The organism is Caulobacter sp. CCG-8 (assembly GCF_037402475.1).
Taxonomy (GTDB): Bacteria; Pseudomonadota; Alphaproteobacteria; order Caulobacterales; family Caulobacteraceae; genus Caulobacter.
In genome coordinates, this window is sequence record NZ_JBBEUD010000004.1 from 264,527 (window position 1) to 289,172 (window position 24,646).

Below are 24,646 nucleotides of genomic sequence, written 5' to 3' on the forward strand. Positions count from 1 at the left end.
CCGGCCACCTGGGTCCAGAACAGCCCCTGCGGGGCTTCCGGGATGACAACCTGTTTTGAGGCGCTCGCGCCAATCCCTAGGCCCGCCCCGCCGTCCGCATCCGGCCGCGCATGAACTCCACGAACGCCCGCAGCGCGGCCGAGGCGCCCAGGCGGCTGGGATAGTAGAGGTGCCATGACGTCGGACCGGCCAGATAGGCGTCCAGCACCCGCTCCAGCCGGCCGTTCAGCACATGCCCCATGGCCAGGGGCTCGGGCTGGTAGGTCAGGCCCAGGCCGTCCAGCGCGCCCTTCATCAGCAGGTCGAAGTCGTTGACGCTGAGCGGGCTCTCGACCGCCACCTGGAACTCGCGGCCGTCCTCCTCGAACTCCCAGCGGTAGTTGTTCATCCGGGTGGTCTGCAGGACGTTCAGGCAGGGATAGCCCTTCAGGTCGCGCGGGTGCTCGGGCCGGCCCCAGCGCTGCAGCAGGGCCGGGGCGCCGACCACGCAGAACCGGAACGGGTGCGACACCCGCACCGCCACCATGTCCGGCGCGATCATCTCGCCCATCCGCACGCCGACGTCGAAGCCCTCCTCGATCAGGCTGACCTGGGCGTCGTCGACCACGATCTCCAGCTTCACGTCGGGATAGGCGCGGACGAAGTCGGTGATGACCGGGGCCAGCACCATGCGCAGCGCCAGGCGCGAGGTGGTCAGGCGCACCGTGCCCGCCGGACCCTCGCCCAGCGATCGCGCCGAGGCCGTGGCCGCCACCATCGCCTCGACCGCCGGCTGGGCGCCGTGCAGGAAGCGCCGCCCAGCCTCGGTCAGTCCCACCTCGCGGGTGGTGCGGGCGAACAGCGACACGCCCAGCCGGGCCTCCAGCTGCTTGACCGCGTGGCTGACCGCCGCCGGCGTCACGCCCAGGTCGGCGGCGGCGACGGTGAAGCTGCGCCGCCTGGCCACGGTGGTGAAGGCGACGACGCCGTCCAGCAGGTCGCGCTGCATTATCAAGCCCTGTTTGAAACGACGTTCAAACTATCAAGGATTATCGCGGACGGGTCGAGCCCTCATCTTCCCCGTCACGAGGCGAGGACGCTCCAAAGCCCTCCCCGACAGCCAAGGAGATTTCCCATGTCCGCCAACATTTCCGGCAAGGTCGTCGTCGTCACCGGGGCCAGCAGCGGCCTGGGCGAAGCCACCGCCCGCCACCTCGCCGCCCAGGGCGCCCGCCTGGTGCTGGCCGCCCGCCGCGTCGACCGCCTGGAGGCCCTGGTCGCCGAGATCACCGCCGCCGGCGGCCAGGCGATCGCCGTCCGGACCGACGTCACCGTCAAGGCCGACGCCGACGCCATGATCGCCGCCGCCGTCCAGGCCTTCGGCCGGGTCGACGTGCTGGTCAACAACGCCGGCTACATGGCCATCGCCCCGATGTCGGCGCGCCTGACCGACGAGTGGGACAAGATGATCGACATCAACATCAAGGGCCTGCTGTACGGCGTCGCCGCCGCCCTGCCGGTGTTCGAGGCCCAAGGCTCGGGCCAGTTCATCAACATCAGCTCGATCGCCGGCCGCAAGGTCTTCAGCCCGGGCGGCACGGTCTACAGCGGCACCAAGTTCGCCGTGCACGCCATCTCGGAAGGCCTGCGGCACGAGGTGGGCTCCAAGGTCCGCGTGACGGTGATCTCGCCCGGCGGGGCCAACACCGAACTCAAGCACGGCAGCTCGGATGCGGACTCGCTGAAGGCCCTGGACGCCTTCTACGAGATCGCCATCGGCCCCGACGCCATCGCCCGCGCCGTCGCCTATGCGGTGGAACAGCCGGCCGACGTCGACGTCAGCGAGATCGCCGTCCGCCCGACCGCCCAGGATTTCTAACAACCCTCCCGCGGTCGATGCGCGCCCCCGGTCATGAAACGTGACCGGGGGCGAGGTCGTTTGGTCCCTGAAACGTCAGAGGAGACCGTCATGGCCCAGCCCGAAGACCGCACCCCGTCCACCGTCGCCCCCGAAGGCGAGACCCGGGCGATCTACGAGGACGACGACAACCTGGAGCTCGACGCGGGCGCCCCGCCGCGCGACGGCGACCTCGACCACGTCCACGGCTCCAAGACCCGCCGGGCCCGCAAGGACGAGATCAGCCGCCGGCCGGTCTAGACCTCGCCGATCATCCAGACCTCGCCGCGCACCACATGCGGCGGGCCGAAATCGAAATCGCGCAGCTCGGTGGCGAATCCCCGCTCCCCGAAGCCCGGCGGGAGCCGAAGGTCCCAACGTCGAGCGAGGCTGGCCTCGACCGGCGTCCAGGTCTGCTCCTCGTCATCGCGCGGCGCGAAGGCGCGGAAATAGGCCTCGTCGAAGAAGACGCACACCTCGCTGCCGAACATGTCGGGCAGGTTGATGATCGCCGCCACCCGCGCGCCGGCCAAGCCGGGCGGCCGCCGGTCGACCAGGGTCCTGGCCGCGTCGATCAGCACCTGGGCCGCGCGGCTCTGGAGCGCCGGCCGCGCCGTCGGCCCCGAGACCAGCGCGTAGGGCAGGGCCAGCTTCCAGTGGAAGTAGCCGCGGCCCTCGTATGGCTTCCAATCGAAGCCCTCGCCCAGGCCGGCGGCCCAGGACCGGAGGCGCCGCATGCGGCGCACGACGTCGTAGCGCGGCCTTTCCGACAGGACGGTGTCGAGGACCCGCACTAGGCGCCCAGGTCCTTCCGCACGAACCGGTAGGTCTCGCGCCGCTCGCAGGCGCAGGCCTTCATCGTCCCGTCCTTGGTCCACCAGACCAGCAGCGGATAGGCGAAGCTGACGCCGTTCTCCTTGAGCAGCGGCCGCAGGTCCTCGACGGTCTTGCGGCCGGCCTCGATCACGGCGGTGCGGGCCACGTCGCCGTCGGCGGGGGCGATGCCGGCGGCCGTCCAGGCCTCGACCGGGGTGGCGTCCCATTTCTCCGACAGCGCCCAGCTGCGGTTGACCCACATCTCGGCCACGGTGGCCCGCTCGGCCGGCGTGGATTTCGGCACGCCGTTGCGGTCGGCGCGGGCGATCTCGATCAGCCGCGTGTCGACCCCGGCCTTGTGCAGGCCCGGATACTCCTCGGACTTGAAGCGCACGCAGTCGGGGCAGGTGCGGAAGCTGACCATGTACAGCTTCTGGCCCTTCAGCCCCGGCGACACCCAGCCGGCGGTCTCCAGGATCTTGGCGATCTCCGCCTGGTTCCGGGTGATCGTCTTGGGCCGCCAGCGCAGGTCGTAGTTCCAATAGGCCCAGACCCCCGCCCCGACGGCGGCGATGACGACGGCGGCGACGAGCCAGCGACCGAAACGCTTCATGCGAGAACTCCCCTCTTGCGACCCCAACGTCCGACGTCGCGGGCGGTCCGTCAAATTTCCAGCCTCGCCTTGGAACCGCGCCCGGCCTTCTCTAGACTCGACGGATGACCATGCAGCAGGCCCAGGACACGGCCCGCCCCCACATCATCGACACCCTGATCGCCGAGCGGGCGCCGAAGCTGTGCGGCTCGCCGGCCTGGCCGCTGGCGCGCGGGCCGGTGCACGCCCTGCTCAGCTACGGCAAGGCGCGCGCCCTGGCCGAGGCCGTCGCCCCGATGAGCGGCCGCGAGGCGCTGGACTATGTCTCCGGCCTGCTGGCCCTGGCCGTCGATGTCCGGGGCTTGGAGAACCTGCCGGCCAAGGGCGCGGCCCTGCTCATCTGCAACCATCCGACCGGCATCGCCGACGGGGTGGCGGTCTACGACGCCCTCAAGGCCCGCCGGCCCGACATCACCTTCTACGCCAACGCCGACGCCCTGCGGGTGTGTCCGCGCCTGGACGAGACGCTGATCCCGATCGAATGGGTCGAGGCCAAGCGCACCCTGGCCGACACCCGCCGCGTGCTGGAGCGCACCCGCGCGGCGCTGAAGGCCGAGCAGGCCCTGATGATCTTCCCCGCCGGACGCCTGGCCACGCGCGTCGAGGGCCGGCTGACGGACAAGCCCTGGCAGGCCTCGGCCGTGTCGATGGCCCGCTGGAGCGGGGCGCCGATCGTGCCCATGCATCTGACCGGCCCCTGGTCGACCCTGTTCCACCTGTTCGACGGCCGCTTCCAGGAGCTGCGCGACATCACCCTGTTCCACGAGATGCTCAACAAGCGCGGGCGGCGGTTCTCGCTGATCGTCGGCCGGCCGATCCCGGCCAAGGCCCTGGACCCCGACGCGGCCATGGCCACCGGCGCCCTCAAGCACTTCGTCGAGCGCGTGCTGCCCACCAACCCCGACGCGGTGTTCGGATGATCGAGATCGACCTCCCTGATGAAGCCGCCACCCAGGCCCTGGGTCGGAAACTCGCCCTTGTGCTGCGGCCCGGCGACGCCCTGTGCTTGAGCGGCCCTCTTGGCGCCGGCAAATCGACGCTGGCCCGCGCCCTTGTCCGCGCCCTGACCTCGCCCGACGAGGAGGCGCCCAGCCCCACCTTCACCCTGGTGCAGTTCTACGACGGCCCCGACTTCCCGGTCGCCCATTTCGACCTCTACCGCCTGACCGATCCGGACGAGGCCTACGAGATCGGGCTGGAGGAGGCGCTGGAGGACGGCGCGGCCCTGATCGAATGGCCCCAGCGCCTGCAAGGCCGCCTGCCGGCCGACCGACTCGCTATAGACATCAGCCCCGCGGGCGAGGATGGACAGGCGCGCCGCGCCACCCTGATCCCGCATGGAACCTTCGAAGGACGCAACCTTGAGCTCTGACCGCGAAACCCTCAAGGCGGCCTTCCTGGCCAAGGCCGGTTTCGGCGACGCCCGCCGCGAGCTGCTCGGCGGCGACGCCTCGACCCGCGTCTACGAGCGCCTCCACCGAGGCGACGAGCGGTTTATCTTCATGGACCAGCCGCCGGCCCTGGAGAGCGTGGTCTGTCCGCCCGGCGCCGGCGAGGCCGAGCGGATCGCCCTGGGCTACAACGCCGCCGCCCGCCTGGCCGCCGGCTCGGTCGCCGCCTTCGTGGCCACGGCCGCCTATCTGCGCGCGCGCGGCCTGTCGGCCCCGGCCGTCCTGGCCCACGACGTCGAGGCCGGCCTGGCGGTGCTGGAGGACCTGGGCGACGGCCTCTACGCCACCCTGATCGCCGAGGGCCAGGACGAGGTCCCGCTGTACGAGGCCGCCGTCGACGTCCAGGTGGCCCTGCACGCCGAGACCCCGCCCGACGTGCTGACCGCGGAAGGCGGCGTGTCGTGGCCCCTGCTGACCTACGACACCCTGGCCCTGAAGATCGCCACCGACACCTTCCTGGAATGGTGGCCGAAGTTCGCGGGCATGCCCGCCTTCGGCCCCGAGGCCGTGGCCGAATGGGACGCCCTGTGGGCCCCGGTCTGGGTGCGCGGCGAGGCCGGCGCCAGCGTCTTCACCCACCGCGACTATCACGCCCAGAACCTGCTGTGGCTGCTCGGCCGCGAAGGCGTGGCCCGCGTCGGCCTGCTGGACTTCCAGGACGCCCTGCGCGCCCACCCCGCCTGGGACCTGACCCACCTGCTGCAGGACGCCCGCCGCGACGTCTCGCCGGCGCTGGAACAGGCCATGCTCGACCGCTATCTGGCCGCCCGGCCGGACGTGGACCGCGCCGCCTTCATCGCCGACTACCGCGCCCTGGCCGCCTCCAACGCCGCGCGCATCCTGGGCCGGGTGTTCGCCCGCCAGGCCCTGCTGGGACGCGCGCACTACGAGTCCTACATGCCGCGCACCTGGCGCTATCTGGAGCGCAACCTGCAGGACCCGGCCCTGGCCGGGCTGAAGGCCTGGTTCGACAAGTATGTGCCGCCGGAGGTCCGTCGATGAACGCCGCCCCCCAAGCCCCGAAGATCGCCATGGTCCTGGCCGCCGGCCTGGGCACCCGCATGCGCCCCCTGACCGACGACCGGCCCAAAGCCCTGGTCGAGGTGGGCGGCAAGGCGCTGATCGACCACATGCTGGACCGCCTGGCCGCCGCCGGGGTCGAGACCGCCGTGGTCAATGTCCACTATTTCGCCGACCGGCTGGAGCAGCACCTGGTCCGCCGCGCCGAGACCCATCCGCTGCCGCACATCGTCATCTCCGACGAACGGCCCCAGGCCCTGGAGACCGGCGGCGGCGTCAAGCACGCCCTGCCGCTGCTGGGCGACGCCCCGATCTGGGTGGCCAACATCGACTCCGTCTGGATCGAGGACGCCTCGGCCATCGAGGCCGTGGCCCGCGCCTGGGACCCGGCCAGGATGGACGTCTGCCTGATGCTGGCCTCGACCACGGAATCCCTGGGCTTCCACGACACCGGCGACGTGTTCCTGGGCGAAGAGGATTCCCAGGGGGGGGTCGTGCGCTTCAAGGACCCCGGCGAGACCGCGCCCCTGGTCTATGTGGGCGTCCACATCTGCAAGCCCCAGGTCGTGGCCGACGGCCCCGAGGGACCGTTCTCGCTGCTGCCGATCTGGAAGGCCCTGGCCAAGGACCACCGCGTGCACGGCGTGGCGCCGCAGGGCGTCTGGATGCACGTCGGCGACCCCGGGGCCCGGGACGTGGCCGAGGCCCGGCTGGCCAAACACAGCGAAGTGGGTCGCAGCTGACCATGGCCGGCCCCTTCGACACCCCGGGGCCGCGCTGGTTCTCGATCCCCGCCCACCGGCCCTTCGTCGAGGACCTGGCGCGCGGGCTGCTGGACGCCCTGGCGCCGCTGGGGCCCGAAGCCCTGCCCGCGGCCACCGTCCTGACCCCCACCCGCCGGGGCGCCCGCGCCCTGGCCGACGCCTTCCTGGCGGTCGGCGGAAGCAAGGCCCTGCTGCTGCCGCAGATTCGCCCCCTCGGCGACCTGGACGAGGGCGAGCCGCCGTTCGAGCCGGGCGAGCTGGCCCTGGACCTGCCGCCCGCCGTCTCGTCGCGCCGCCGTCGGTTCGAGCTGGCCCGGCTGGTCGCCGACCACGCCCACCTGCTGTCGTTCCAGCCCCAGGCCGGCCAGGCCCTGGAGATGGCCAAGGCGCTCTCCGAATTCCTCGACAGCTGCCAGATCGAGGAGGTGGTCACCGACGACGGCCGCCTGGACGGTCTGGCCGAGGGGGACCTGGCCCAGCACTGGCAGGTCTCGGCGCGGTTCCTGAAGGCGGTGCTGACCGCCTGGCCCAAACGCCTGGACGAGATGGGGCTGATCGACGTCAGCGACCGGCGGGTGCGGCTGCTCAACGCGCTCTCCGATCAATGGGAGCTGAACCCGCCCCAGGGCGTGCTGGTCGCCGCCGGCTCGACCGGCACGGCCCCGGCCACCGCCCGCCTGCTGCGGGTGATCGCCAACCTCCCCCAGGGCGCGGTCGTGCTGCCGGGCCTGGACGACGGCCTGGCCGACGACGCCTGGGACCAGATCGCCGGCGTCCAGGGCGAGCAGCATCCGCAGGGGGCGATGAAGCGCCTGCTGGACGGGGCCGGGGCCACCCGCGCCGACGTCCGCCCCTGGTGGCCCGAGGCCGACAGCCGGGGCCGCTGGCGCCGCCGCCTGATCAACGAGGCCCTGCGCCCGGCCCAGGCCACCGCCGACTGGCTGGCCCAGATCGACCGGCTGCGCGCCGAGGCCCCGGGCCTGGACCCGATCAAGGAGGGCCTGAAGGGCCTGTCCCTGGTCAACGCCCGCACCGAGGAGGAGGCGGCCGTCGCCTGCGCGCTTCTCTTGCGCGAGGCCCTGGAGACGCCCGGCCAGACCGCCGCTATGGTCACCCCCGACCAGGAACTGGCCCGGCGGGTCAACGCCCGGCTGGTGCGCTGGGGCGTGATCCCTGACAGCTCGGCCGGCGCGCCCCTGGCCGCCAGCGCCGCCGCAATCCTGGCCCAGCATGTGGCGGGCCTGGCGGTCGATCCGCTCGATCCGGTCCGCCTGCTGGCCGTGGCCAAGCATCCGCTGCTGCGCGGCGACCTGGACGTCGCCCGCGACCTGGAGCGATACGGCCTGCGCGGCCCCGCCCCCCGAGACGCCGCCCAGCTGCGGGAGCGGCTGGCGAAATATCCGGACGCCAAGGCCCTGGTCGAACGCGTCCTGGCCGCCGCCCATCGCGTGGCCCTGCCCTATGTCGCCGATCCGAAGGCCGGTGCGCCGGCCGAGGCCGCCCGCGCCCTGGTCGAGGCGCTGGAGGCCCTGGCCGATCCCACCGACCTGTGGGCCGGCTCGGCGGGCGAGAGCCTGGCGGGCCTGTTGTCGTCGCTGATCACCGACGGGGTCGCCCTGCCGCCGGCCTCGGCCCAGGGCTTCGCCGACCTGTTCGACCGCATGGTCAACGAGGAGACCCTGCGCACCGGCGGCGCCACCCATCCGCGCCTGCGGATCTTCGGGGCCATCGAGGCGCGGATGGTGCGGGCCGACCGGTTGATCCTGGCGGGCCTGGAGGAGGGGATCTGGCCGCGCGGCGCGCCGATCGACCCGTTCCTGTCGCGGCCGATGCGGGCCAAGCTGAACCTGCCGCCGCCCGAGCGCCGCATCGGCCTGACCGCCCACGACTTCGCCCAGGCCGCCTGCGCGCCCGACGTGATCCTGGTCCACAGCGAGCGGCGCGGCGGCGCGCCGGCCGTCGAGAGCCGCTGGCTGTGGCGGCTGAAGACCCTGGCGCGCGGCGCCGGCCTGACCCTGACCGAGCGCCCCGACGTGCTGGCCTGGGCCCGCGACCTGGACGCCCCCGGCCCCTACGAGCCGATCAAGCGCCCCGCCCCGACCCCGCCGGTCGCCGACCGCCCGCGCAAGATGGCCGTCACCCGGGTCGAGGCCCTGACCCGCGACCCCTACGCCGTCTGGGCCCGCGACATCCTCAAGCTCTATCCGCTGGACCGTCCCGACGAGCCGGTCGAAGCCCGGGCGCGCGGCACGGCGATCCACGCCGCGTTCGAGAAATTCGCGGAGGACCATCCAGGGCCCGTCCCCGCGAACGCCGCCGAGATCTTCGCAGGCCTCTATCTGGGCGAGCTGGAAAAGGCCGGCATGCCGGCCGCCGCCCTGGCCCGCGAACGCGCCCTGGCCCGCGAGGCGGCGCTATGGGTGGCCGAGCTGGAGACCCGCCGCCGCGCGGGCGCCGAGCGGATCGTGGTCGAGGCGGCCGGCGAGCTGACCTTCGACATCGGCGGGCGGCCGTTCACCGTCACCGCCAAGGCCGACCGCATCGAGCCCACGGCCGACGGCCTGGCCCACATCCTCGACTACAAGACCGGCGCCGCGCCGTCGAAGAAGCAGGTCGAGACCGGCTTCTCGCCCCAACTGACCCTGACCGCCGCGATCCTGCGCGAGGGCGGCTTTCCGGACATCGGCCCGCGCGAACCCGGCGACCTGACCTATCTGCGGGTCACCGGCCGCAAGCCGGCGGGCGTCGAGGAGGTGCGGGCGACGGCCGGGGTCGAGGCCCAGGAGGCGGCGATCAAGGCCCTGAACGGCCTGCGCGAGCTGATCGAGCGCTACGACAACCCGAAGCAGCCGTACCTGTCGCGCGTGGCGCCGCAGTTCGTGCACGACCACACGGGCGACTACGGCCACCTGGCGCGGGTGTTCGAATGGTCGACCAGCGGCGATGACGGGGAGGGCGGGGAGTGATCGGTTCGCCCAACCAGATCCTCCCCCCCTGGGGGAGGTGGCCCAGAGGGCCGGAGGGGGTTCATCCCCGCCGGCTCAGCAAGACCCCCTCCGTCGGCTTTGCCGACACCTCCCCCAGAGGGGGAGGATCTTGATGTCCTCGATGATCGACCCCCAGCGCATCGCCGCCGACCCGGCCATCTCGGCCTTCGTCACGGCCAACGCCGGTTCGGGCAAGACCAAGACCCTGATCGACCGGGTCGCGCGCCTGCTGCTGGCCGGCGCCGAGCCCGAGGCGATCCTGTGCGTGACCTACACCAAGGCCGCCGCCGCCGAGATGCAGCGCCGGCTGTTCGAGCGCCTGGGCGAATGGTGCGTCACCCCCGACGTCAAGCTGCGCGAGCAGCTTGGGGCCCTGGAGGGCCGCGATCCCTTGAGCTTCGACCACATCGCCCTGTCCAAGGCCCGGGGCCTGTTCGCCAAGGCGCTGGAGACGCCGGGCGGGCTGAAGATCCAGACCATCCACGCCTTCTGCGAGAAGCTGCTGCGGCGCTTCCCGCTGGAGGCCGGGGTCTCGCCGGGCTTCCAGGTGATGGACGACAGCGCCTCGGCGGCCATCGCCCAGGGCGCCCTGCGGCAGGTGGCGACCTGGGTCACCGACCACGACGATGCGTTCGCGGAGGCCTATGCCCGCTTCTCGGTGGCCCTGGATTTCGCCAGCTTCGAGGCGATGTTCGCCGCCTTCGAGGCCCAGCGCGGGGCGATCGGCGAGTATCTGGGCGTGGACCACGGGCCCTTGGGTTTCGCTGGAGACGTCTGGAAGGCCTGTGGCTTCCAGGCCCCATCCAGCACTGGTCGCATTGCTGACAAGGCTATGGCAGAATTAGATTCGGACCTCTGGGATGCCTGCGCCAGCCTTTTGGATTCGAGCGGCAAAATCCGCGACACCGAACACGCCGAGCGGCTGAGACGAACGCTGGCGACCGGTGCGTTCGAGGATGCTTTGGCGGCCGTCTTCACCGACAAGGGCGAACCTCGAAAGCACTATGCCACGACAACGACCTTCAAGCCGCGCGAAGACCTGCGCACGCGCCTGCTCGGCGAACAGGAGCGCCTGGAGGAAGCCCGCGAATGGCTGAACGCCGCGCGCGTCGCGGAAGACAGCATCAACGCTCTGCTACTAGCTGGCCTTTACATCGACGAACACCGCAAGGAGAAGGCGGCTCGTGGTGCCCTCGACTTCGCCGACTTGATCGAGAAGACCAAGGAACTCCTGACAAAAAAGGTCGATGCGGCCTGGGTGCTCTACAAGCTGGACGGCGGGATAGAGCATATCCTTCTGGACGAAGCTCAAGACACTGCCCCCGAGCAGTGGGCGATCCTACAAGCCCTAACATCGGATTTTTTCGCGGGAGCCGGAGCGGTTCGCTGGCGAACCCAGCACCAAGAAACTCAGAGCACTCGTACTCTGTTCGTGGTGGGCGACCCAAAGCAATCCATCTACTCGTTCCAGGGGGCCGATCCGGCGCAGTTTCTGGTCGAAACCCAGGACTACGTCGCCAAAATTGAGGCTGTGAACCTTCCGAACTTTGCCATCACCCTGAAGCGATCCTATCGCTCGACCCGGGAAGTTTTGAGCTTTGTGGACGCCGTAATGAGCGCTCCAGGGCTTCGAGAAGCAGTCGCGGGCCCAACGGCGGATGTCATCCAACACGAGGGCTTCCTATCTCACTCTGGCTGCGTAGACCTTTGGCCGCTTGAGCGCGAACTGCCCGGTGAAGAGCGCGAGGCTTGGGACGCCCCTCTCGATGCTCAGGGCGAGCAAAGCGCCAATCGTCGGCTGGCCGAGAAAATCACCTCTGAGATCAAGGCCTTAATCGCTCGAGGCGACACGGTGCTCGACAAGGAGACAGGAAAGCCCCGTCGAGCTCACCACGGCGACATCTTGGTGCTGGTGCGTCGCCGAAAAGCGCTATTCGAGGAGATATTGCGCGCGCTCAAGCGCGGTGAAGTGCCGGTGGCCGGGGCCGACCGCCTCAGCCTGTCGGCCCACATCGTGTTCGACGACCTCCTGGCCCTGGGCCGGTTCTGCCTGTTCCCCGACGACGACCTGACCCTGGCGGCCCTGCTCAAGAGCCCGTTCTGCGGCCTGTCGGACGACGACCTCTACGCCCTGGCCAAGGGCCGGCCCTCGACGCTGTGGCGGGCGGTCAACGACCGCGCGGCCGAACGGCCGAACTGGTCCGCCGCCCGCGACCTGCTGCGCTGGGCCCTGGCCGAGAGCCGCCGCAAGCAGCCGTTCGAGTTCTACGCCCTGCTGCTGGGCCGGGTGGACGACAGCGTCCGCTCCAACCGCGCCAAGGTGCTGACCCGCCTGGGCGAGGAGGCCGCCGAGGCGCTGGACGAGTTCCTGGCCCAGGTCCTGGCCGCCGAGCAGCGCGGGGTGCGCGACCTGGAGGCCCTGGTCGCCGACTTCGCCAGCCTGGACATCGTGGTCAAACGCGAGATGGAGGGCGCGCGCCACGAGGTGCGGGTGATGACCGCCCATGGCTCCAAGGGCCTGGAGGCGCCGATCGTCTTCCTGCCCGAGACCACGATGAAGGGCGGGGCGCGCGGCTCGCCGCTGATGCGCACGGCCGACGGCAGTTTCCTGTGGTGCGCCAGCAAGGCCAACGACTGCGCCGCGTCGGCCGAGGCCCGCGAGCTGCGCGAGAAGAAGGACGCCGAGGAGGCCCTGCGCCTCTACTACGTGGCCCTGACCCGGGCGCGGGACCGCCTGGTGCTGTGCGGCCGGATCGACGCCCGCACCAAGGACGAGAACGTCGGCGGCTGGTACGCGGCGGCCCGCGCGGCCTTCGCCCACGAGGACATCGCGCCGGGCGTGCGGGAGATCGGCGAAGACGGTCGCCTGCGCTTTGGGCCTGACCCGATGCGCGCCGAGGCCCTGGCCCCGCGCCTGGCGTCCGCGCAGGTCCCCACGCCCGCCTGGACCCTGGCCCCGGCCGCGCCCGAGACGCCCGCCGCCCGCTACGCCGCCCCCTCGACCCTGGAGGACGAGGCCCGGGGCAGCGCGCCCTCGCCCCTGGCCCAGGTGTCGGGCCTGGGCCGCTACCGTCGCGGCGAGATCGTCCACCGGCTGCTGCAGCTGCTGCCGGACCTCGAGCCCGCCGCCCGCCGCGCCGCCGCCGCGCGGCTGCTGGCGGCCGAGCGCGACCTGACCGACGACCAGCGCCAGGAGATGGCGTCCGCGGCCTTCGGCGTGCTGGAAGACGACCGCTTCGCCGCCGTGTTCGGCCCCGGCTCGCGGGCCGAGGTCTCGGTGGCCGGCGGCGCGGCGACCCTGCCGGCCGAGCTGCGGATCGCCGGCCGCGTGGACCGGCTGGTGGTGACGCCCGAGCGCGTCCTGGTCGTCGATTACAAGACCAACCGCCCCTCGCCCGACCGCATCGAGAACGCCGATCCGGCCTATCTGGCCCAGATGGCGGTCTATGCCGCCGTGCTGGCCGAGGTGTTCCCCGACCGCCCGATCGAGGCCGCGATCGTGTGGACCGACGGTCCCAAACTCATGGCGGTTCCAGAAAAGGTGATGGCCGCCGCCCTGGCCCGGTTGTTCTAGATCATTGCCGAGGGGGGCCAGGGCCCCTAAATCTTGGCGCAAGACGGGGAGCGAATCCCCAGCCCGAGCAGTTTTCTAACGCGCCCCGATCGTCCGGGCGCAGATGGAGCCAAACGATGAGCACCGTGACGGTGACCGATGCGTCCTTCGAAAAGGACGTCCTGCAGGCTGACAAGCCGGTCCTGGTCGACTTCTGGGCCGAATGGTGCGGCCCGTGCAAGCAGATCGCCCCGGCCCTGGAGCAGATCTCCGAGGAACTGGCCGATGCCGTGACCGTGGCCAAGGTCAATATCGAGGACAGCCCCACCACCCCGTCGCGCTACGGCGTGCGCGGCATCCCGACCATGATGCTGTTCCGCGGCGGCCAGATGGCCTCGATGAAGGTCGGCGCCATGCCCAAGGCCAAGATCCTGGAGTGGCTGAACGAAGCCGGCGTGCACCAGCCCGCCTAGGCTTTCGCCGCCTCCACAGTCCGATTGTAAGCCGCCCGTCTCGTTCGCGAGGCGGGCGGTTTGCGTTCGGGGACCCGCGTCGGCCTAAGACCATGGTCGCAGTAGGAACGGCCGCGAAAATGTGAAGGCTGGACCGCGAAGGCGAGCCGCGCGCGCCGTTCGGGAGGCTCCCCATGTTCGTCCAAGCCGTCGTCCTCGCAGCGCTCCTGGCCGGAGCGACGCCCGCGGCGCCGGCCCCGGCCCCGTCTGCGGTCGCCGGCGCGCCGGCGACGGTCACGCTCTGGCCGCGCGGCGCGCCCGGCGTGGGGCAGAGGTCAAGCGAGCCCGAGATCGTCGAGAACACCTATGTGCGCAACGTCCACAGCCCGTCCCTGACGGTGTTCCCCGCCGACCCGCGCCACGCCAACGGCGCGGCGGTCATCGTCGTGCCGGGCGGCGGCCATCGCATGCTGGTCTTCGTCAACGAGGGCTCCGGACCGGCCAAGGCGCTGAACCGCTACGGCGTCACCGCCTTCGTCCTGAAGTACCGGCTGGCCCGCGAGGCGGGGTCGACCTATGCGATCGACCGCGACGCCGCCGCCGACCTGCGCCGGGCGGTCCGCTGGGTGCGGGCCAACGCCGCCCGCTACGGGGTGGACCCCCGCCGCATCGGGGTGATGGGCTTCTCGGCCGGCGGCGAGCTGGTCTCGCTGGTCGCCGACAACCCCGCCCCGCAGGAGCCGCCCTCGGGCGACCCGCTCGACGCGGTCAGCGCCCGTCCCGACTTCCAGGTGCTGGTCTATCCCGGCCCGCTGGGCGTCCCCGCCCAGGCCGCCGCCGGCGCCCCGCCGGCCTTCATCGCCGCCGGCTCGCTGGACGCGTGCTGCGCCGAACCGGCCCTGACCCTCTACGACCAGCTCCGCAAGGCCGGGGTGTCGGCCGAGCTGCACATGTTCGCCGACATGGACCACGGCTTCAACATCGCCGCCCACTCCGAGAGCCTGTCGATCCTGCACTGGCCCGACCGCCTGGCCGACTGGCTGGGCGACGGCGGCTGGCTGCACGAACGGCCCTTGACCGACCCCAAGCCCTTCAAACCCTAATGCCGCCGCCAATCACCGGGACCACGACCATGGACATCGGACGCCGCGACCTCCTTCTCGCCGCCGCCTCTCTCGCCGTCGCCTCGGCCGGGGGACGGGCCCGCGCCGCAGGCGACCGCAAGGTCGGCTACGCCATCGTCGGCCTGGGCTATTACGGCCTCAACGTGATCCTGCCGCAGTTCGTCAATTGCGAGCACAGCCGGGTCACGGCCCTGGTCAGCGGCGACCCGGCCAAGGCCCGCGCGACCGCGGCGAAATACGGCGTGCCGGAGCGCTCGATCTATTCCTACGAGACCTTCGACAAGATCCGCGACAATCCCGACGTCGACGTCGTCTACGTGATCCTGCCCAATTCCATGCACGCGGAGTACACGATCCGCGCCGCCAAGGCGGGCAAGCACGTGATGTGCGAGAAGCCGATGGCGACCTCGGTCGCCGAGTGCGAGGCGATGATCGCCGCCTGCAAGGCGGCGGGGCGCAAGCTGATGATCGGCTACCGCTGCCACTTCGAGGCCACCAACCTGGAGGCCATGCGCCTGGCCCGCGCGGGCGCCGCCGGCAAGACCCGCTATGTGCGCTCCGAGCACGGCTTCGTGCAGGGCGACCCGTCCAAGTGGCGGCTGAAGAAGGCCCTGGCGGGGGGCGGATCGCTGATGGACATGGGGGTCTACAGCCTGCAGGCCGCCCGCTACATGACCGGCGAGGAGCCGATCGCCGTCACCGCCCGCGAGTCCACCGATCGCGCCGATCCCCGGTTCACCGAGGTGGAGGACATGATCGAGTGGCTGCTGAAGTTCCCCTCCGGGGCGATCGCCAGCTGCCTGTCGACCTACAGCGCCAACCAGAACCACGTGCTGCTGATGGGCGACAAGGGGCGGATCGAGCTGGAGCCCGCCACCCGCTACGACGGCAATCGCCTCTGGACCGGCAAGGACGGCCGCTCGCAGGAGATCGCGCCGCCGCCCGGACCGGCCAAGACCCAGTTCGCCGGCCAGCTTGACCACATGGCGGACTGCATCGCGGCCGACCGGTCGCCGATCGTCTCGGGCGAGGAAGGCCTGCGCGACATGCGGATCATCGAGGCGATCTACCGGTCGGCGCGCGAGGGGACCACGATAAGGCTCTAGGGCGGCGTGGACGCCGCCCCCGCCTACTTCTTCCCCGGGGTGACGATGAACGGCGAGACCGAGACCGGGGGCGTCTTCTTGTCCGCCTTGGGTTTGCGGACTTCCTTGTTGGACTTCTTCTGACCCTTGGCCATCGTGGTTTCCTGCCTGGACGCTCGCGCGCCAGGGAGGTCCGGCAGGCCGAGCCGCCCTCCGGCGTGGGGCGATCCTAGAGCGTCGCCGGGCCGGGGCCTAAGGGTTTCGGAGGGGGCGTGGGATCGCACTGACTTGCCCCCACCTGACCGCTACGCGGTCTGTCCGCCCCCGTAGGGGGCGGAGCCTCACGGCCTGAACTCCAGCGCTCTTCCCCCTCTGGGGGAAGACGACCGCGAAGCGGTCCGTAGGGGGGAAGTGATCGTCGCACTAAAGCCCCCAGGTGGAGCCTCAAGCCGCCTTCTTCGCGGCCTTTTCCTTCTTGGGCTTCTTGTCCTTCTTGCCGTGGGCGGCCTTTTCGGCCTTCGGGGCCTTGGCCTTCTTGGCCTTGGCTTCCGGTTCGGCGTGGACGTCGGAGACGGCCATGTCGGCCAGCAGCTCCAGGAAGCCCTCGCGCTTGCTGGGCTTGAGCAACGCGAGAATGCGGGCGTCGGCCATGGCCACCTTGGGGCGGCTCTCCTCCAGCACGGCGGCGCCGGCGGGGGTCAGGCTGACGGTGTTGGCGCGGGCGTCCTGGTCGGAGCGATGGCGCTCCAGGTGGCCCTTGGTGATCATCCGGGCGACCATGTCGGCCAGGGTGGAGCGGTCGATGCCGGTGGCGCGGACCAGGCCCGTCTGGGTGACGCCCTCGTTCTCGGCCACGGCGGCCAGCACCGCGTACTGGCGCTGGGTGACGCCGCCCGCGCCGCTCTCCTCGGCGTAGATGTCGAGGGCCAGTTGCAGGACCCGGTGAAGGAGGTGACTGGGCGACCGGGCCAGGGCCCCGCCGTGCTCAGCCTTGGCTTCGCCCCCATCGCGTTTAGCGTCGCCCTTGGTCTTGGCCATGGTCCGTCGTCCCTCGTTTCCGCCGACGGACCTTTATGTACCACGCTTAGACGTCGTTTTGACGACAGACGGTCCGTGGGCTGCCGATTAGGTTTCCCCAACACCGCTCATCCCGGCGAATGCCGGGATGAGCGGATCGATGAGATCAAAGCCCGGACTAGAACCCCGCGTCGGGCGGCTCGGGGGTCTTGGCCTCGTCGCCCTTGGCGATGTGCTTCATCATGAAGGGCACCTGGCTGAGCGAGAACAGCAGGGCCAGGGGCAGGAGGCCGATGCGGAACTTGACCCACATGTCGGTGGTCTGGGTCAGGCGGACCAGCTCGTTGGCCGCGGCGGCGAAGGCGAAATAGCCGCCGTAGCGCAGGGTCAGGGTGCGCCAGGCCGCGTCGGGCAGGTGCACGGCCTCGCCCATCAGGGCCTTCAGCGGCGCGCGGCCGGTGACGACGCCGCCGATCATGAAGACGGCCAGGGCGGCGTTGACCACCGTGACCTTGACCTTCACGAACACGTCGCTGTGGAACACCAGGCCCAGGGTCCCGAAGATCAGGGCCATGACGCCGGAGAACAGCGGCAGCAGGGCCACGCGGCGCTCGACCACATAGCCCAGGATCAGGGCCAGGGCCGAGGCGGCGACCAGCACCCAGGTGGCGGTCTGGAAGTTCTTGGTGGCGAAGAAGGCGACGCCGAACGCGACGGGCGCGCCGTAGTCGATGGCGGTGCGCACCCAGGCGGCGTTCTTCTTGGCGGGAGCGGGAGGCGTGTCGGTCATCGGCTAGTCCTCCAGGCCCACCAGCGAACGCGAGAAGGCCCGGGCGTCGAACGGCTGCAGGTCGTCGACCCCTTCGCCGACGCCGATCAGCTTGATCGGGCTGTCGCTGGCGCGGGCCACCGGCACCAGCACCCCGCCGCGGGCGGTGCCGTCCAGCTTGGTCATGACGATGCCCGAGACGCCCACCTGGTTGCCGAAGATCTTCTCCTGGGCCAGGGCGTTGCGGCCGACCGTGGCGTCCAGCACCAGCAGGGTCTCGTGCGGGGCGTCGGGATCGACCTTCTTGAGCACCCGGATCACCTTGAGCAGCTCGTCCATCAGGCCCTGCTTGTTCTGCAGGCGGCCGGCGGTGTCGATCAGCACCACGTCGTGGCCCTCGGCCTGGGCGCGCTCGACGGCCTCGAAGGCCAGGGCGGCGGCGTCGGCGCCGGGCGGCTTGGACATGAAGTCGGCCCCGGCCCGGTCGGCCCAGACCTTCAGCTGCTCGACGGCGGCGGCGCGGAAGGTGTCGCCGGCGGCGATCAGCACCTTGGCCTTCTTGGCGGTCAGGTCGGACGCGATCTTGCCCAGGGTGGTGGTCTTGCCCGAGCCGTTGACGCCGATGAACAGCACCACATAGGGCTTGGGTCCCGACAGCGGGTCGAACACGCCCTCGCGGTCGGTCAGCTCGGCGGCGACCAGCTCGGCCAGGGCCTCCTTGACCTCGACGTCGGTCGACGACTTGCCGAACCGGGCCTTGCCGAAGGCGTCGGCGATGCGGGCGGCGATCTGGGGGCCCAGATCGGCCTCGATCAGCATCTCCTCCAGCTGGTCCAGCTGCTCCTGGTCCAACGGCTTCTTGGTGAAGGCGCCGGTGACCTGCTCGGTCATCTGCTGGGACGACCGGGCCAGGCCGGCGGTCAGCCGCTGGAACCAGCCTTTTTTCTGCTCGGGCTTTTCGCTCATGGCGTTCCTTTAGCTGGCCGTGGCATGAAACGCCAATGGACGCGCTTTCGACCACGTTATTCTGGCTGGACTACGCCGCCGTCGCCGTTTTTGGGGCGACGGGCGCGTTGGCCGCCGCCCATCGCAAGCACGACATCATCACCTTCGGCTTCTTCGCGGCGATCACGGGCGTGGGGGGCGGCACCTTGCGCGACCTGCTGATCGACGCGCCGGTGTTCTGGATCCAGCGGCCCGGCTACGTGATCGTCTGCCTGGCGGCCGCGGTCGGGGTCTGGCTGCTGGGCCAGCGCGGCTGGCGGTTCCGGGCCCTGCTGTGGCTGGACGCCCTGGGCATGGCCGCCTACTGCGTGGTCGGCACGGCCAAGGCCCTGAGCCTGGGCGTCCATCCGTTCACGGCGATCGTCATGGGCGTACTGACCACCGCCTTCGGCGGGGTGATCCGCGACGTGCTGGCCCACGAACCGAACCTGCTGTTGCGCCGCGAGATCTACATTACCGCCGCCCTGGTCGGCGCGACGGTGTTCGCGGTGTTGACGGTGCTGCACGTCGCCTTCTGGCCCGCCGGCCTGGCCGGCTTCGGCGCCGCCTTCGGCCTGCGGGCCTGCGCCATCAAGTTCGGCTGGAGCCTGCCGGGCTTCCGGCAGGGCGAGGACGAGCCCGAGTGAGCGGGGAAACGGAAGTCGTCATCCCGGCGCGGACGGTCGTGAACGTGATGACGTTCGCCGCCGCCCTGCCGCTGGCCGTCGTGACCCTGGGCTTCGGCCTTTACTTCCTGATCTTTCCCGACGCCGCGCCGGCCGCTCCCGGGGTGCGGATCCCGTTCCTGTCGCCGGCCACGTCCGATCTCGTCGTCGTCACCCTCGCCCTGTCCTGGTTCGTGATCTGGCTTTGCGCCCGGGGCTTCGGGGCGCTGCTGCGGGCGCTGGACCGTCGGCCGCTGCTGGTCGCGGACGCCGAGGGGCTGCGGTTCGATCCCACCCTGTGCCGCGAGACCGTGCCCTGGTCGGCGGTCCGCCGCATCCGCCAGACAGGCTGGAGACGGCCCTACAACCTCACCTTCGAGCTGCGGCGGCGGTTCTGGGCGGTCGAGTCGCCGCTGACCGCCCCACGGGTCCACATCGGGGCGGTGCATCTGGACAACTACGGCTGGGTCCCGCCGGACCTGATCGAGCGGCTGGAGCGCCTGCGGGTCAGGGCGTCTCATGATCCGGGTGCTGGCGGCTGACCACCGCCACGGCCGGGCCGCCGGCGGGCGGGCGCACCGGCAGGTCGGCCAGGTGCTCGGTCCAGGCGGGACGGCTCTCGACGGCCAGCTGGACGCCGGGCTCGACCTTGGACGGATCGTCGAAGGCGAAGGTGGCCAGGTCGATCTTGTCGGCGCTCCATTCGAAGGAGAGGGGCGTGCCGCAGGCGGCGCAGAAGCCGCGCTTGACGGCGTCGGAGCTCTGGAACGTCGAGCGCTGGCCCCGGGTCCAGGTGAGGCCCTCGACCTTCACCGTCACCAGCGCCCCGAACGGCCCGGCGAAGGCCTTCTGGCACATGCGGCACCAGCAGATCGAGGCGCGTCCCGGCTGGCCCTCGACCCGGAAACGCACGGCGCCGCACTGGCAGCCTCCGGTCAGGGACGTTCCGGTCAGAATTGGCGCGTCGGTCATGGCGAACCTCAGGGCTTGCGCGGCGGGATCGCCAGCACCGGGACCGGCGTCAGGCGGAAGGTCACTTCATAGGCGTCGTGGTCGGACAGCACCGGCCCGCCGGTGGTCGAGCCGTCGAACCGCGCCTCCACCTGGACCGGCCGGATCGCCACCCGGTCGCCCTGCTTGAAGCCGATCAGGTCCTGGGTGTCGAGCCAGGGCGCATCGCCGTCGGCGCTGATCTTGGCGTCGCAGCTGTCGGGCGTCTGGAAGCAGACCTGGCTGACCACGTCGAACGGATAGCGCTGCATCACGTAGTCGTAGCGGTCCGGGGCGTGCATGACATTGAAGTCGCCGCCGACGATCAGGGGCGCGCCCGGCGTGCGGTCGGTCTCCATGAAGTGGCCCAGCTCCTCGGCCTGGAGGTGGTGGGCCATGCGGTTGCGGTTGCGCGGCACGCCCGAGGCGCCCTTGGAATTGAGATGGGTGTCGGCGATCTCGACCGGCGTGGGCAGGCCCGGCACCTGCAGGCTGACCAGCATGACGCCCTTGTTGGCCAGGCAGTCCAGGCCCGCGCAGTAGCGGTAGGCGTGCGACTTGACCCAGTTGATCGGGTGGTCGCTCAGCACCCAAAGGCCGCTGGAGCCCCACTTGCCCCAGCCCTCGCCCTTGCGGATGTACTTGACCTTCTTGTAGCGCGGCCGGTCGTCCTTCGCGAACGGGTTGGGATCGCGCTGCTTCTTGCGCGGGCCCTTGGCGACGTACGGATAGCCGGACAGCTCGATCAGGTCGGAGACCTCGTCGCGGAACCCCTCCTGCAGCAGGACGACGTCGGGCTGCAGGCCCTTCTCGCGCAGGGCGGCCAGCTCGCGGCCGATGGCCTTGAGCTTGGAGCCGCGCCCCATCCGCACCGGCCAGGGCAGGCCCTCGACATTGTAGGTCATCACGCTGAACTCGACCGGCTGGATCGGACCGCTGGGCGTGAAGGGGGTCGGCGGCGTCTCCTCGGTCGTCGGGGCCGGGATGGCCGGCACGATCGGGATGTCCTGGGTCCTGACCTGGGCGAAGGAGGCCGCGGCCGGCGACAGCAGGGTCGCGGCGAGGACGGCGATCAGGACGCGACGATCGATCATCCCTGGGCGGCGAGCTCCGCGATCACCCGCGCGCCGTCATGGCCGACCACGCGGAAGGCGGCGATCTCGCCCTGGGGGGCGGACCCATCGAAGGCGATCTCGGTGAAGTCCTCGGCCCGGGCCACGCCGTCGCGCTCGACCAGGCCCGACAGCACGCGGCCGACCTGGCGCTGGAGGTGGCGCTCGAGCCCGGCCTGGCCCGCCTCGCGCAGGCGGCGGGCGCGGTCCTTGATCAGCGGACCCTTCACCGGCGGCATGCGGGCGGCGGGCGTGCCGGGGCGCGCGCTGTAGGGGAAGACGTGCAGGAAGGCCAGACCCGCCTCCTCAACCAGCTTCAGGGTGTTCTCGAAGGCCTCGTCGCTCTCGGTCGGGAAGCCGGCGATCAGGTCGGCGCCGAAGGCGGTGTCGGGGCGCACGCGGCGCACCTCGGAGACCAGCCTCAGGGCGTCTTCGCGGCTGTGGCGGCGCTTCATGCGCTTGAGCACCAGGTTGTCGCCGGCCTGCAGGCTCAGATGCAGATAGGGCATCAGGCGCGGCTCGGTCTCCAGCAGCTTGAACAGGTCCGGATCGATCTCGGCCGCGTCGATCGACGACAGGCGCAGGCGCGGCAGGTCGGGGACCATGCGCAGGATGCGGCCCACCAGCTGGCCCAGGGTCGGTTGCCCGGGCAGGTCGGCGCCCCACGAGGTGACGTCGACGCCGGTCAGCACCACCTCGCGATAGCCCTCGGCCGAGAGTCGGCGCACCTGCTCGACCACCTCGCCGGCCGGGGCCGAGCGGGAGTTCCCGCGGCCGTAGGGGATGATGCAGAAGGTGCAGCGGTGATCGCAGCCGTTCTGGACCTCGACATAGGCCCGGGCGCGATCCTTGAGGCCGGCGATCAGGTGACCGGCGGTCTCCTTGATCGACATGATGTCGTTGACCCGCACGCGGGTGGAGGTGTCGAGCAGGGCGCCCGGCGCGGCCTTCTCGGCGTTGCCCAGCACCAGGTCGACCTCGGGCATGGCGGCGAAGGCGGCGGGGTCGATCTGGGCGGCGCAGCCGGTGACGATCAGCCGGGCGTCCGGCCGCTCGCGACGGGCCTTGCGGATCGCCTGGCGCGCCTGGCGCACGGCCTCGTTGGTCACCGCGCAGGTGTTGAACACCACCGCGTCGGCCAGGCCGTCGGCGGAAGCCCGCGCCCGGATGGCCTCGGACTCGTAGGCGTTCAGCCGGCAGCCGAACGTGACGACGTCGACGCCGTCGGGCCCCGACATCGTCGTGGCCGGTCCGCCTTCCTCGCCCACTTCAGGCTTGGGCGCGGGGGGACGGGAGATGAGCGTATAGGTCGTCACGGCTTCTCAACGCCCGAAGCGATGAATTCCGCGAAGGCGTCCTTCCAGTCGGGGTGCCAGCGCGACAGGGCCGGGCGGTTCTCGATGACGTCGCCCATGGCCCAGGCCATGCGCTTCTCGTCCAGCGAGCGCGGCACGTCGTTGTCGGGGCACAGGATGTAGAAGTCGCCGCGGGCGATGCTGTCGAGCATGAACTGCACGGTCTGCTCGGGCGTCCAGGCGCCGTCCGGCTTGGGACCGCCGCGGCGGGTCATGCCGGTGAAGACGTAACCGGGGATCAGCAGGCGGGCGTCCACCCGGCAGTCGACGATCTCGCGCAGGCTGTGGGCCAGACCTTCGGTCAGGGCCTTCACCGCCGACTTGCTGACGTTATACGCGGTGTTCCCCGGCGGCTGGGTGATCCCCTGCTTGGAGCCGGTGTTGATGATCAGGCCCGGACGGCCGCTGGCCGCCATTTCCTCGCCGATCACCTGGACGCCGTTGATCACGCCCCACAGGTTGACGTCCAGCACGCGCTTCCACGGATCCTCGCCCGAGAAGGCGTCGCCCCCGCCGCCCACGCCGGCGTTGTTCATCAGCACGTCGATCGCGCCGAACGTCTCGACGGCCGCGTCGCGCAGGGCCTGGACCTGGGCGCGGTCCGAGACGTCGGTCTCGACGGCCAGGGCCTTGTCGCCGATGGCGTCGGCGGCCTTCTTCAGGGCCCGGCCCATGATGTCGGCCAGGACCACGTTCATGCCCTGGGCGGCGAAGGCCTGGGCGGCGGCCAGGCCGATGCCGTCGGCCGCGCCGGTCACCACGGCCGTCTTGCCGGGACCGATGGCGGGATGGATCGTCATGCGGCCACGGGCTCCGGCAGCTTGCCGACGAACTCCATGGTCACGGGACCGGTCATGATCACGTGGCCGTCGTCCTCGCGCCATTCGATGGTCAGGGCGCCGCTCTCGAACTCGACCTTGGCGGTGCGGTCGGTCAGGCCGCGACGCACGGCCGCCACCTGGGCCGCGCAGGCCCCGGTGCCGCAGGCGGCGGTCAGGCCCGCGCCGCGTTCCCAGACCTTCAGTTCGATATGGTCGCGGGAGACGACATGGGCGAAGCCGACATTGACGCCCTCCGGGAACAGCGGGTGGTGCTCGACCAGGCTGCCGGTCTTGGTGGCGAACTCGTCGCTGACCGGGGCGTCGACGAAGAAGACGACATGCGGATTGCCCATCGACACGCAGACCGGGGTGTGGACCCACGGCGCGTCGATCGGGCCGACCTGCAGCTCGACCCGGGCGGTGTCCATCTCCTCGGAGAGCGGGATCTGGGTCCAGTCCAGCCCCGGCCGGCCCATGTCGACGGTCACCAGCTTGTCGCCGGCCATCACGCCCGACAGGCGTCCGGCCACGGTGTCGAAGGCCACGGCGTCCTTCTTGGCCGACTGCATCAGCAGCCACACCACGCAGCGGGTGCCGTTGCCGCAGGCGCCGGTCTCCTCGCCGTCCGAATTCCAGAACCGCACATAGGCCGAAGCGCCCTCGGCGCGCGGCGGGTCGATGGCGATCACCTGGTCGCAGCCGATCCCGCCGTCGCCCCGTTTCGCGATCGCGCGGATCTCGTCCGGGGTCGGATTGAAGGGCTGGGTCAGGGTCTCGATCACGACGAAGTCGTTCCCGAGCCCGTTCATCTTGAGGAAGGTGCGGCTCATGGCCGGGCTATATAGTGGAAAACCGCGCGCGAGTCAGAGGCTGGGGTCGACTGCGGCGTTTTGAGCGTGGGTTTTGGGGGGTCCTGGCTGGGGACATGCACTCGCGACGGAGCGGCGGCCAGGTTTGCGCGGCGTTCGGGGCGAGTGCGTGTCCCCAAAGTCGGCCGTGGACCTGCCGGACGCGCTCGGGGCGAAGGTGGGGACACGCACTCACCCTGATCGCCCTGGCAGGATTTCAGACGCCTTGCCGTGAGAGCATGTCCCCGGCGCGGGGATAAAGCAGCACCTATCCCCGCCGGGGCCACCCAAAACCCCAACCTTTC

Annotated in this window: 25 protein-coding genes; 13 read left to right on the plus strand and 12 right to left on the minus strand. The window is 71.1% G+C overall.

Going from position 1 to position 24,646, the window contains the following annotated elements:
- Nucleotides 1-76: 76 nt before the first annotated feature.
- The gene (locus WAE60_RS05585) at nucleotides 77-988 is read right to left on the minus strand and encodes a LysR family transcriptional regulator (RefSeq protein ID WP_029909426.1); all 912 of its coding nucleotides are present in this window, start codon (nucleotides 986-988) and stop codon (nucleotides 77-79) included.
- 126 nt (nucleotides 989-1,114) lie between these two features.
- Between WAE60_RS05585 and WAE60_RS05590 the strand changes: the two genes are divergently transcribed.
- The gene (locus tag WAE60_RS05590) at nucleotides 1,115-1,858 is read left to right on the plus strand and encodes an SDR family oxidoreductase (RefSeq protein WP_337685345.1); all 744 of its coding nucleotides are present in this window, start codon (nucleotides 1,115-1,117) and stop codon (nucleotides 1,856-1,858) included.
- Between the two features lie 90 nt (nucleotides 1,859-1,948).
- A complete protein-coding gene (locus WAE60_RS05595; RefSeq protein ID WP_029909430.1) occupies nucleotides 1,949-2,137 on the plus strand; it encodes a hypothetical protein in 189 nt (62 codons plus the stop codon).
- On the opposite strand, the gene WAE60_RS05600 is transcribed toward WAE60_RS05595, so the two are convergent.
- Together WAE60_RS05600 and WAE60_RS05605 are read right to left on the minus strand one after the other, a co-directional pair.
- Entirely contained in the window at nucleotides 2,134-2,670 is a 537-nt protein-coding gene (locus tag WAE60_RS05600) for a DUF3916 domain-containing protein (RefSeq protein ID WP_337685346.1), read from the minus strand. The two genes, WAE60_RS05595 and WAE60_RS05600, sit on opposite strands and share 4 nt — an antisense overlap.
- A complete protein-coding gene (locus tag WAE60_RS05605) occupies nucleotides 2,670-3,305 on the minus strand; it encodes a hypothetical protein (protein WP_337685347.1) in 636 nt (211 codons plus the stop codon). The genes WAE60_RS05600 and WAE60_RS05605 overlap by 1 nt, the downstream gene beginning before the upstream one ends.
- Nucleotides 3,306-3,409: 104 nt before the next feature.
- On the opposite strand from WAE60_RS05605, the gene WAE60_RS05610 reads away from it, so the two are divergent.
- From WAE60_RS05610 to WAE60_RS05650, 9 genes are all read left to right on the plus strand, one after another.
- Complete coding sequence (locus tag WAE60_RS05610; protein ID WP_337685348.1) at nucleotides 3,410-4,264, plus strand: 1-acyl-sn-glycerol-3-phosphate acyltransferase; 855 nt, start codon at nucleotides 3,410-3,412, stop codon at nucleotides 4,262-4,264.
- A complete protein-coding gene (tsaE, locus tag WAE60_RS05615; protein ID WP_337685349.1) occupies nucleotides 4,261-4,716 on the plus strand; it encodes a tRNA (adenosine(37)-N6)-threonylcarbamoyltransferase complex ATPase subunit type 1 TsaE in 456 nt (151 codons plus the stop codon). Before WAE60_RS05610 ends, tsaE begins: the two co-directional genes overlap by 4 nt.
- On the plus strand, nucleotides 4,706-5,797 hold the full coding sequence (amgK, locus tag WAE60_RS05620; RefSeq protein ID WP_337685350.1) for an N-acetylmuramate/N-acetylglucosamine kinase AmgK: 1,092 nt from the start codon (nucleotides 4,706-4,708) through the stop codon (nucleotides 5,795-5,797). The genes tsaE and amgK overlap by 11 nt, the downstream gene beginning before the upstream one ends.
- A complete protein-coding gene (gene murU, locus WAE60_RS05625) occupies nucleotides 5,794-6,558 on the plus strand; it encodes an N-acetylmuramate alpha-1-phosphate uridylyltransferase MurU (RefSeq protein WP_337685351.1) in 765 nt (254 codons plus the stop codon). The genes amgK and murU overlap by 4 nt, the downstream gene beginning before the upstream one ends.
- A 2-nt stretch (nucleotides 6,559-6,560) precedes the next feature.
- Entirely contained in the window at nucleotides 6,561-9,545 is a 2,985-nt protein-coding gene (gene addB / locus WAE60_RS05630; RefSeq protein ID WP_337685352.1) for a double-strand break repair protein AddB, read from the plus strand.
- 142 nt (nucleotides 9,546-9,687) lie between these two features.
- On the plus strand, nucleotides 9,688-13,140 hold the full coding sequence (gene addA / locus WAE60_RS05635; protein ID WP_337685362.1) for a double-strand break repair helicase AddA: 3,453 nt from the start codon (nucleotides 9,688-9,690) through the stop codon (nucleotides 13,138-13,140).
- Between the two features lie 116 nt (nucleotides 13,141-13,256).
- A complete protein-coding gene (gene trxA, locus WAE60_RS05640) occupies nucleotides 13,257-13,592 on the plus strand; it encodes a thioredoxin (RefSeq protein ID WP_029909446.1) in 336 nt (111 codons plus the stop codon).
- A 173-nt stretch (nucleotides 13,593-13,765) separates the two neighbouring features.
- A complete protein-coding gene (locus tag WAE60_RS05645) occupies nucleotides 13,766-14,674 on the plus strand; it encodes an alpha/beta hydrolase (protein WP_337685353.1) in 909 nt (302 codons plus the stop codon).
- Between the two features lie 29 nt (nucleotides 14,675-14,703).
- Nucleotides 14,704-15,801 carry a Gfo/Idh/MocA family oxidoreductase gene (locus WAE60_RS05650; protein ID WP_029909449.1) on the plus strand — a complete coding sequence of 366 codons (1,098 nt, stop codon included), beginning with the start codon at nucleotides 14,704-14,706 and terminating at the stop codon, nucleotides 15,799-15,801.
- 23 nt (nucleotides 15,802-15,824) lie between these two features.
- Here the strand turns inward: WAE60_RS05650 and WAE60_RS05655 are convergent, their stop codons facing one another.
- The 4 genes from WAE60_RS05655 to ftsY form a co-directional block, all read right to left on the minus strand.
- A complete protein-coding gene (locus tag WAE60_RS05655; protein ID WP_156035616.1) occupies nucleotides 15,825-15,935 on the minus strand; it encodes a hypothetical protein in 111 nt (36 codons plus the stop codon).
- Between the two features lie 289 nt (nucleotides 15,936-16,224).
- Nucleotides 16,225-16,818, minus strand: coding sequence for a MarR family winged helix-turn-helix transcriptional regulator (locus WAE60_RS05660; RefSeq protein ID WP_029909452.1), 594 nt, complete (start codon nucleotides 16,816-16,818; stop codon nucleotides 16,225-16,227).
- A gap of 157 nt (nucleotides 16,819-16,975) precedes the next feature.
- Entirely contained in the window at nucleotides 16,976-17,587 is a 612-nt protein-coding gene (locus WAE60_RS05665) for a septation protein IspZ (protein ID WP_029909455.1), read from the minus strand.
- Between the two features lie 3 nt (nucleotides 17,588-17,590).
- Nucleotides 17,591-18,532 (minus strand): signal recognition particle-docking protein FtsY, encoded by a 942-nt coding sequence (gene ftsY, locus WAE60_RS05670; RefSeq protein ID WP_337685354.1) that lies wholly within the window; start codon nucleotides 18,530-18,532, stop codon nucleotides 17,591-17,593.
- 35 nt (nucleotides 18,533-18,567) lie between these two features.
- On the opposite strand from ftsY, the gene WAE60_RS05675 reads away from it, so the two are divergent.
- The gene (locus WAE60_RS05675; RefSeq protein ID WP_029909459.1) at nucleotides 18,568-19,197 is read left to right on the plus strand and encodes a trimeric intracellular cation channel family protein; all 630 of its coding nucleotides are present in this window, start codon (nucleotides 18,568-18,570) and stop codon (nucleotides 19,195-19,197) included.
- A complete protein-coding gene (locus WAE60_RS05680; RefSeq protein WP_337685355.1) occupies nucleotides 19,194-19,757 on the plus strand; it encodes a hypothetical protein in 564 nt (187 codons plus the stop codon). The genes WAE60_RS05675 and WAE60_RS05680 overlap by 4 nt, the downstream gene beginning before the upstream one ends.
- On the opposite strand, the gene WAE60_RS05685 is transcribed toward WAE60_RS05680, so the two are convergent.
- From WAE60_RS05685 to dapF, 5 genes are all read right to left on the minus strand, one after another.
- Nucleotides 19,723-20,187: a GFA family protein gene (locus tag WAE60_RS05685; RefSeq protein ID WP_029909463.1), complete on the minus strand. Its 465-nt coding sequence runs from the start codon at nucleotides 20,185-20,187 to the stop codon at nucleotides 19,723-19,725. The two genes, WAE60_RS05680 and WAE60_RS05685, sit on opposite strands and share 35 nt — an antisense overlap.
- Nucleotides 20,188-20,195: 8 nt before the next feature.
- Nucleotides 20,196-21,299: an endonuclease/exonuclease/phosphatase family protein gene (locus WAE60_RS05690; RefSeq protein WP_337685356.1), complete on the minus strand. Its 1,104-nt coding sequence runs from the start codon at nucleotides 21,297-21,299 to the stop codon at nucleotides 20,196-20,198.
- On the minus strand, nucleotides 21,296-22,555 hold the full coding sequence (gene mtaB / locus WAE60_RS05695) for a tRNA (N(6)-L-threonylcarbamoyladenosine(37)-C(2))-methylthiotransferase MtaB (protein ID WP_231499421.1): 1,260 nt from the start codon (nucleotides 22,553-22,555) through the stop codon (nucleotides 21,296-21,298). The genes WAE60_RS05690 and mtaB overlap by 4 nt, the downstream gene beginning before the upstream one ends.
- Before the next feature lie 74 nt (nucleotides 22,556-22,629).
- Complete coding sequence (locus WAE60_RS05700; protein ID WP_337685357.1) at nucleotides 22,630-23,556, minus strand: SDR family NAD(P)-dependent oxidoreductase; 927 nt, start codon at nucleotides 23,554-23,556, stop codon at nucleotides 22,630-22,632.
- Nucleotides 23,469-24,323 carry a diaminopimelate epimerase gene (gene dapF / locus WAE60_RS05705; RefSeq protein WP_337685358.1) on the minus strand — a complete coding sequence of 285 codons (855 nt, stop codon included), beginning with the start codon at nucleotides 24,321-24,323 and terminating at the stop codon, nucleotides 23,469-23,471. Before dapF ends, WAE60_RS05700 begins: the two co-directional genes overlap by 88 nt.
- Between the last annotated feature and the right edge of the window lie 323 nt (nucleotides 24,324-24,646).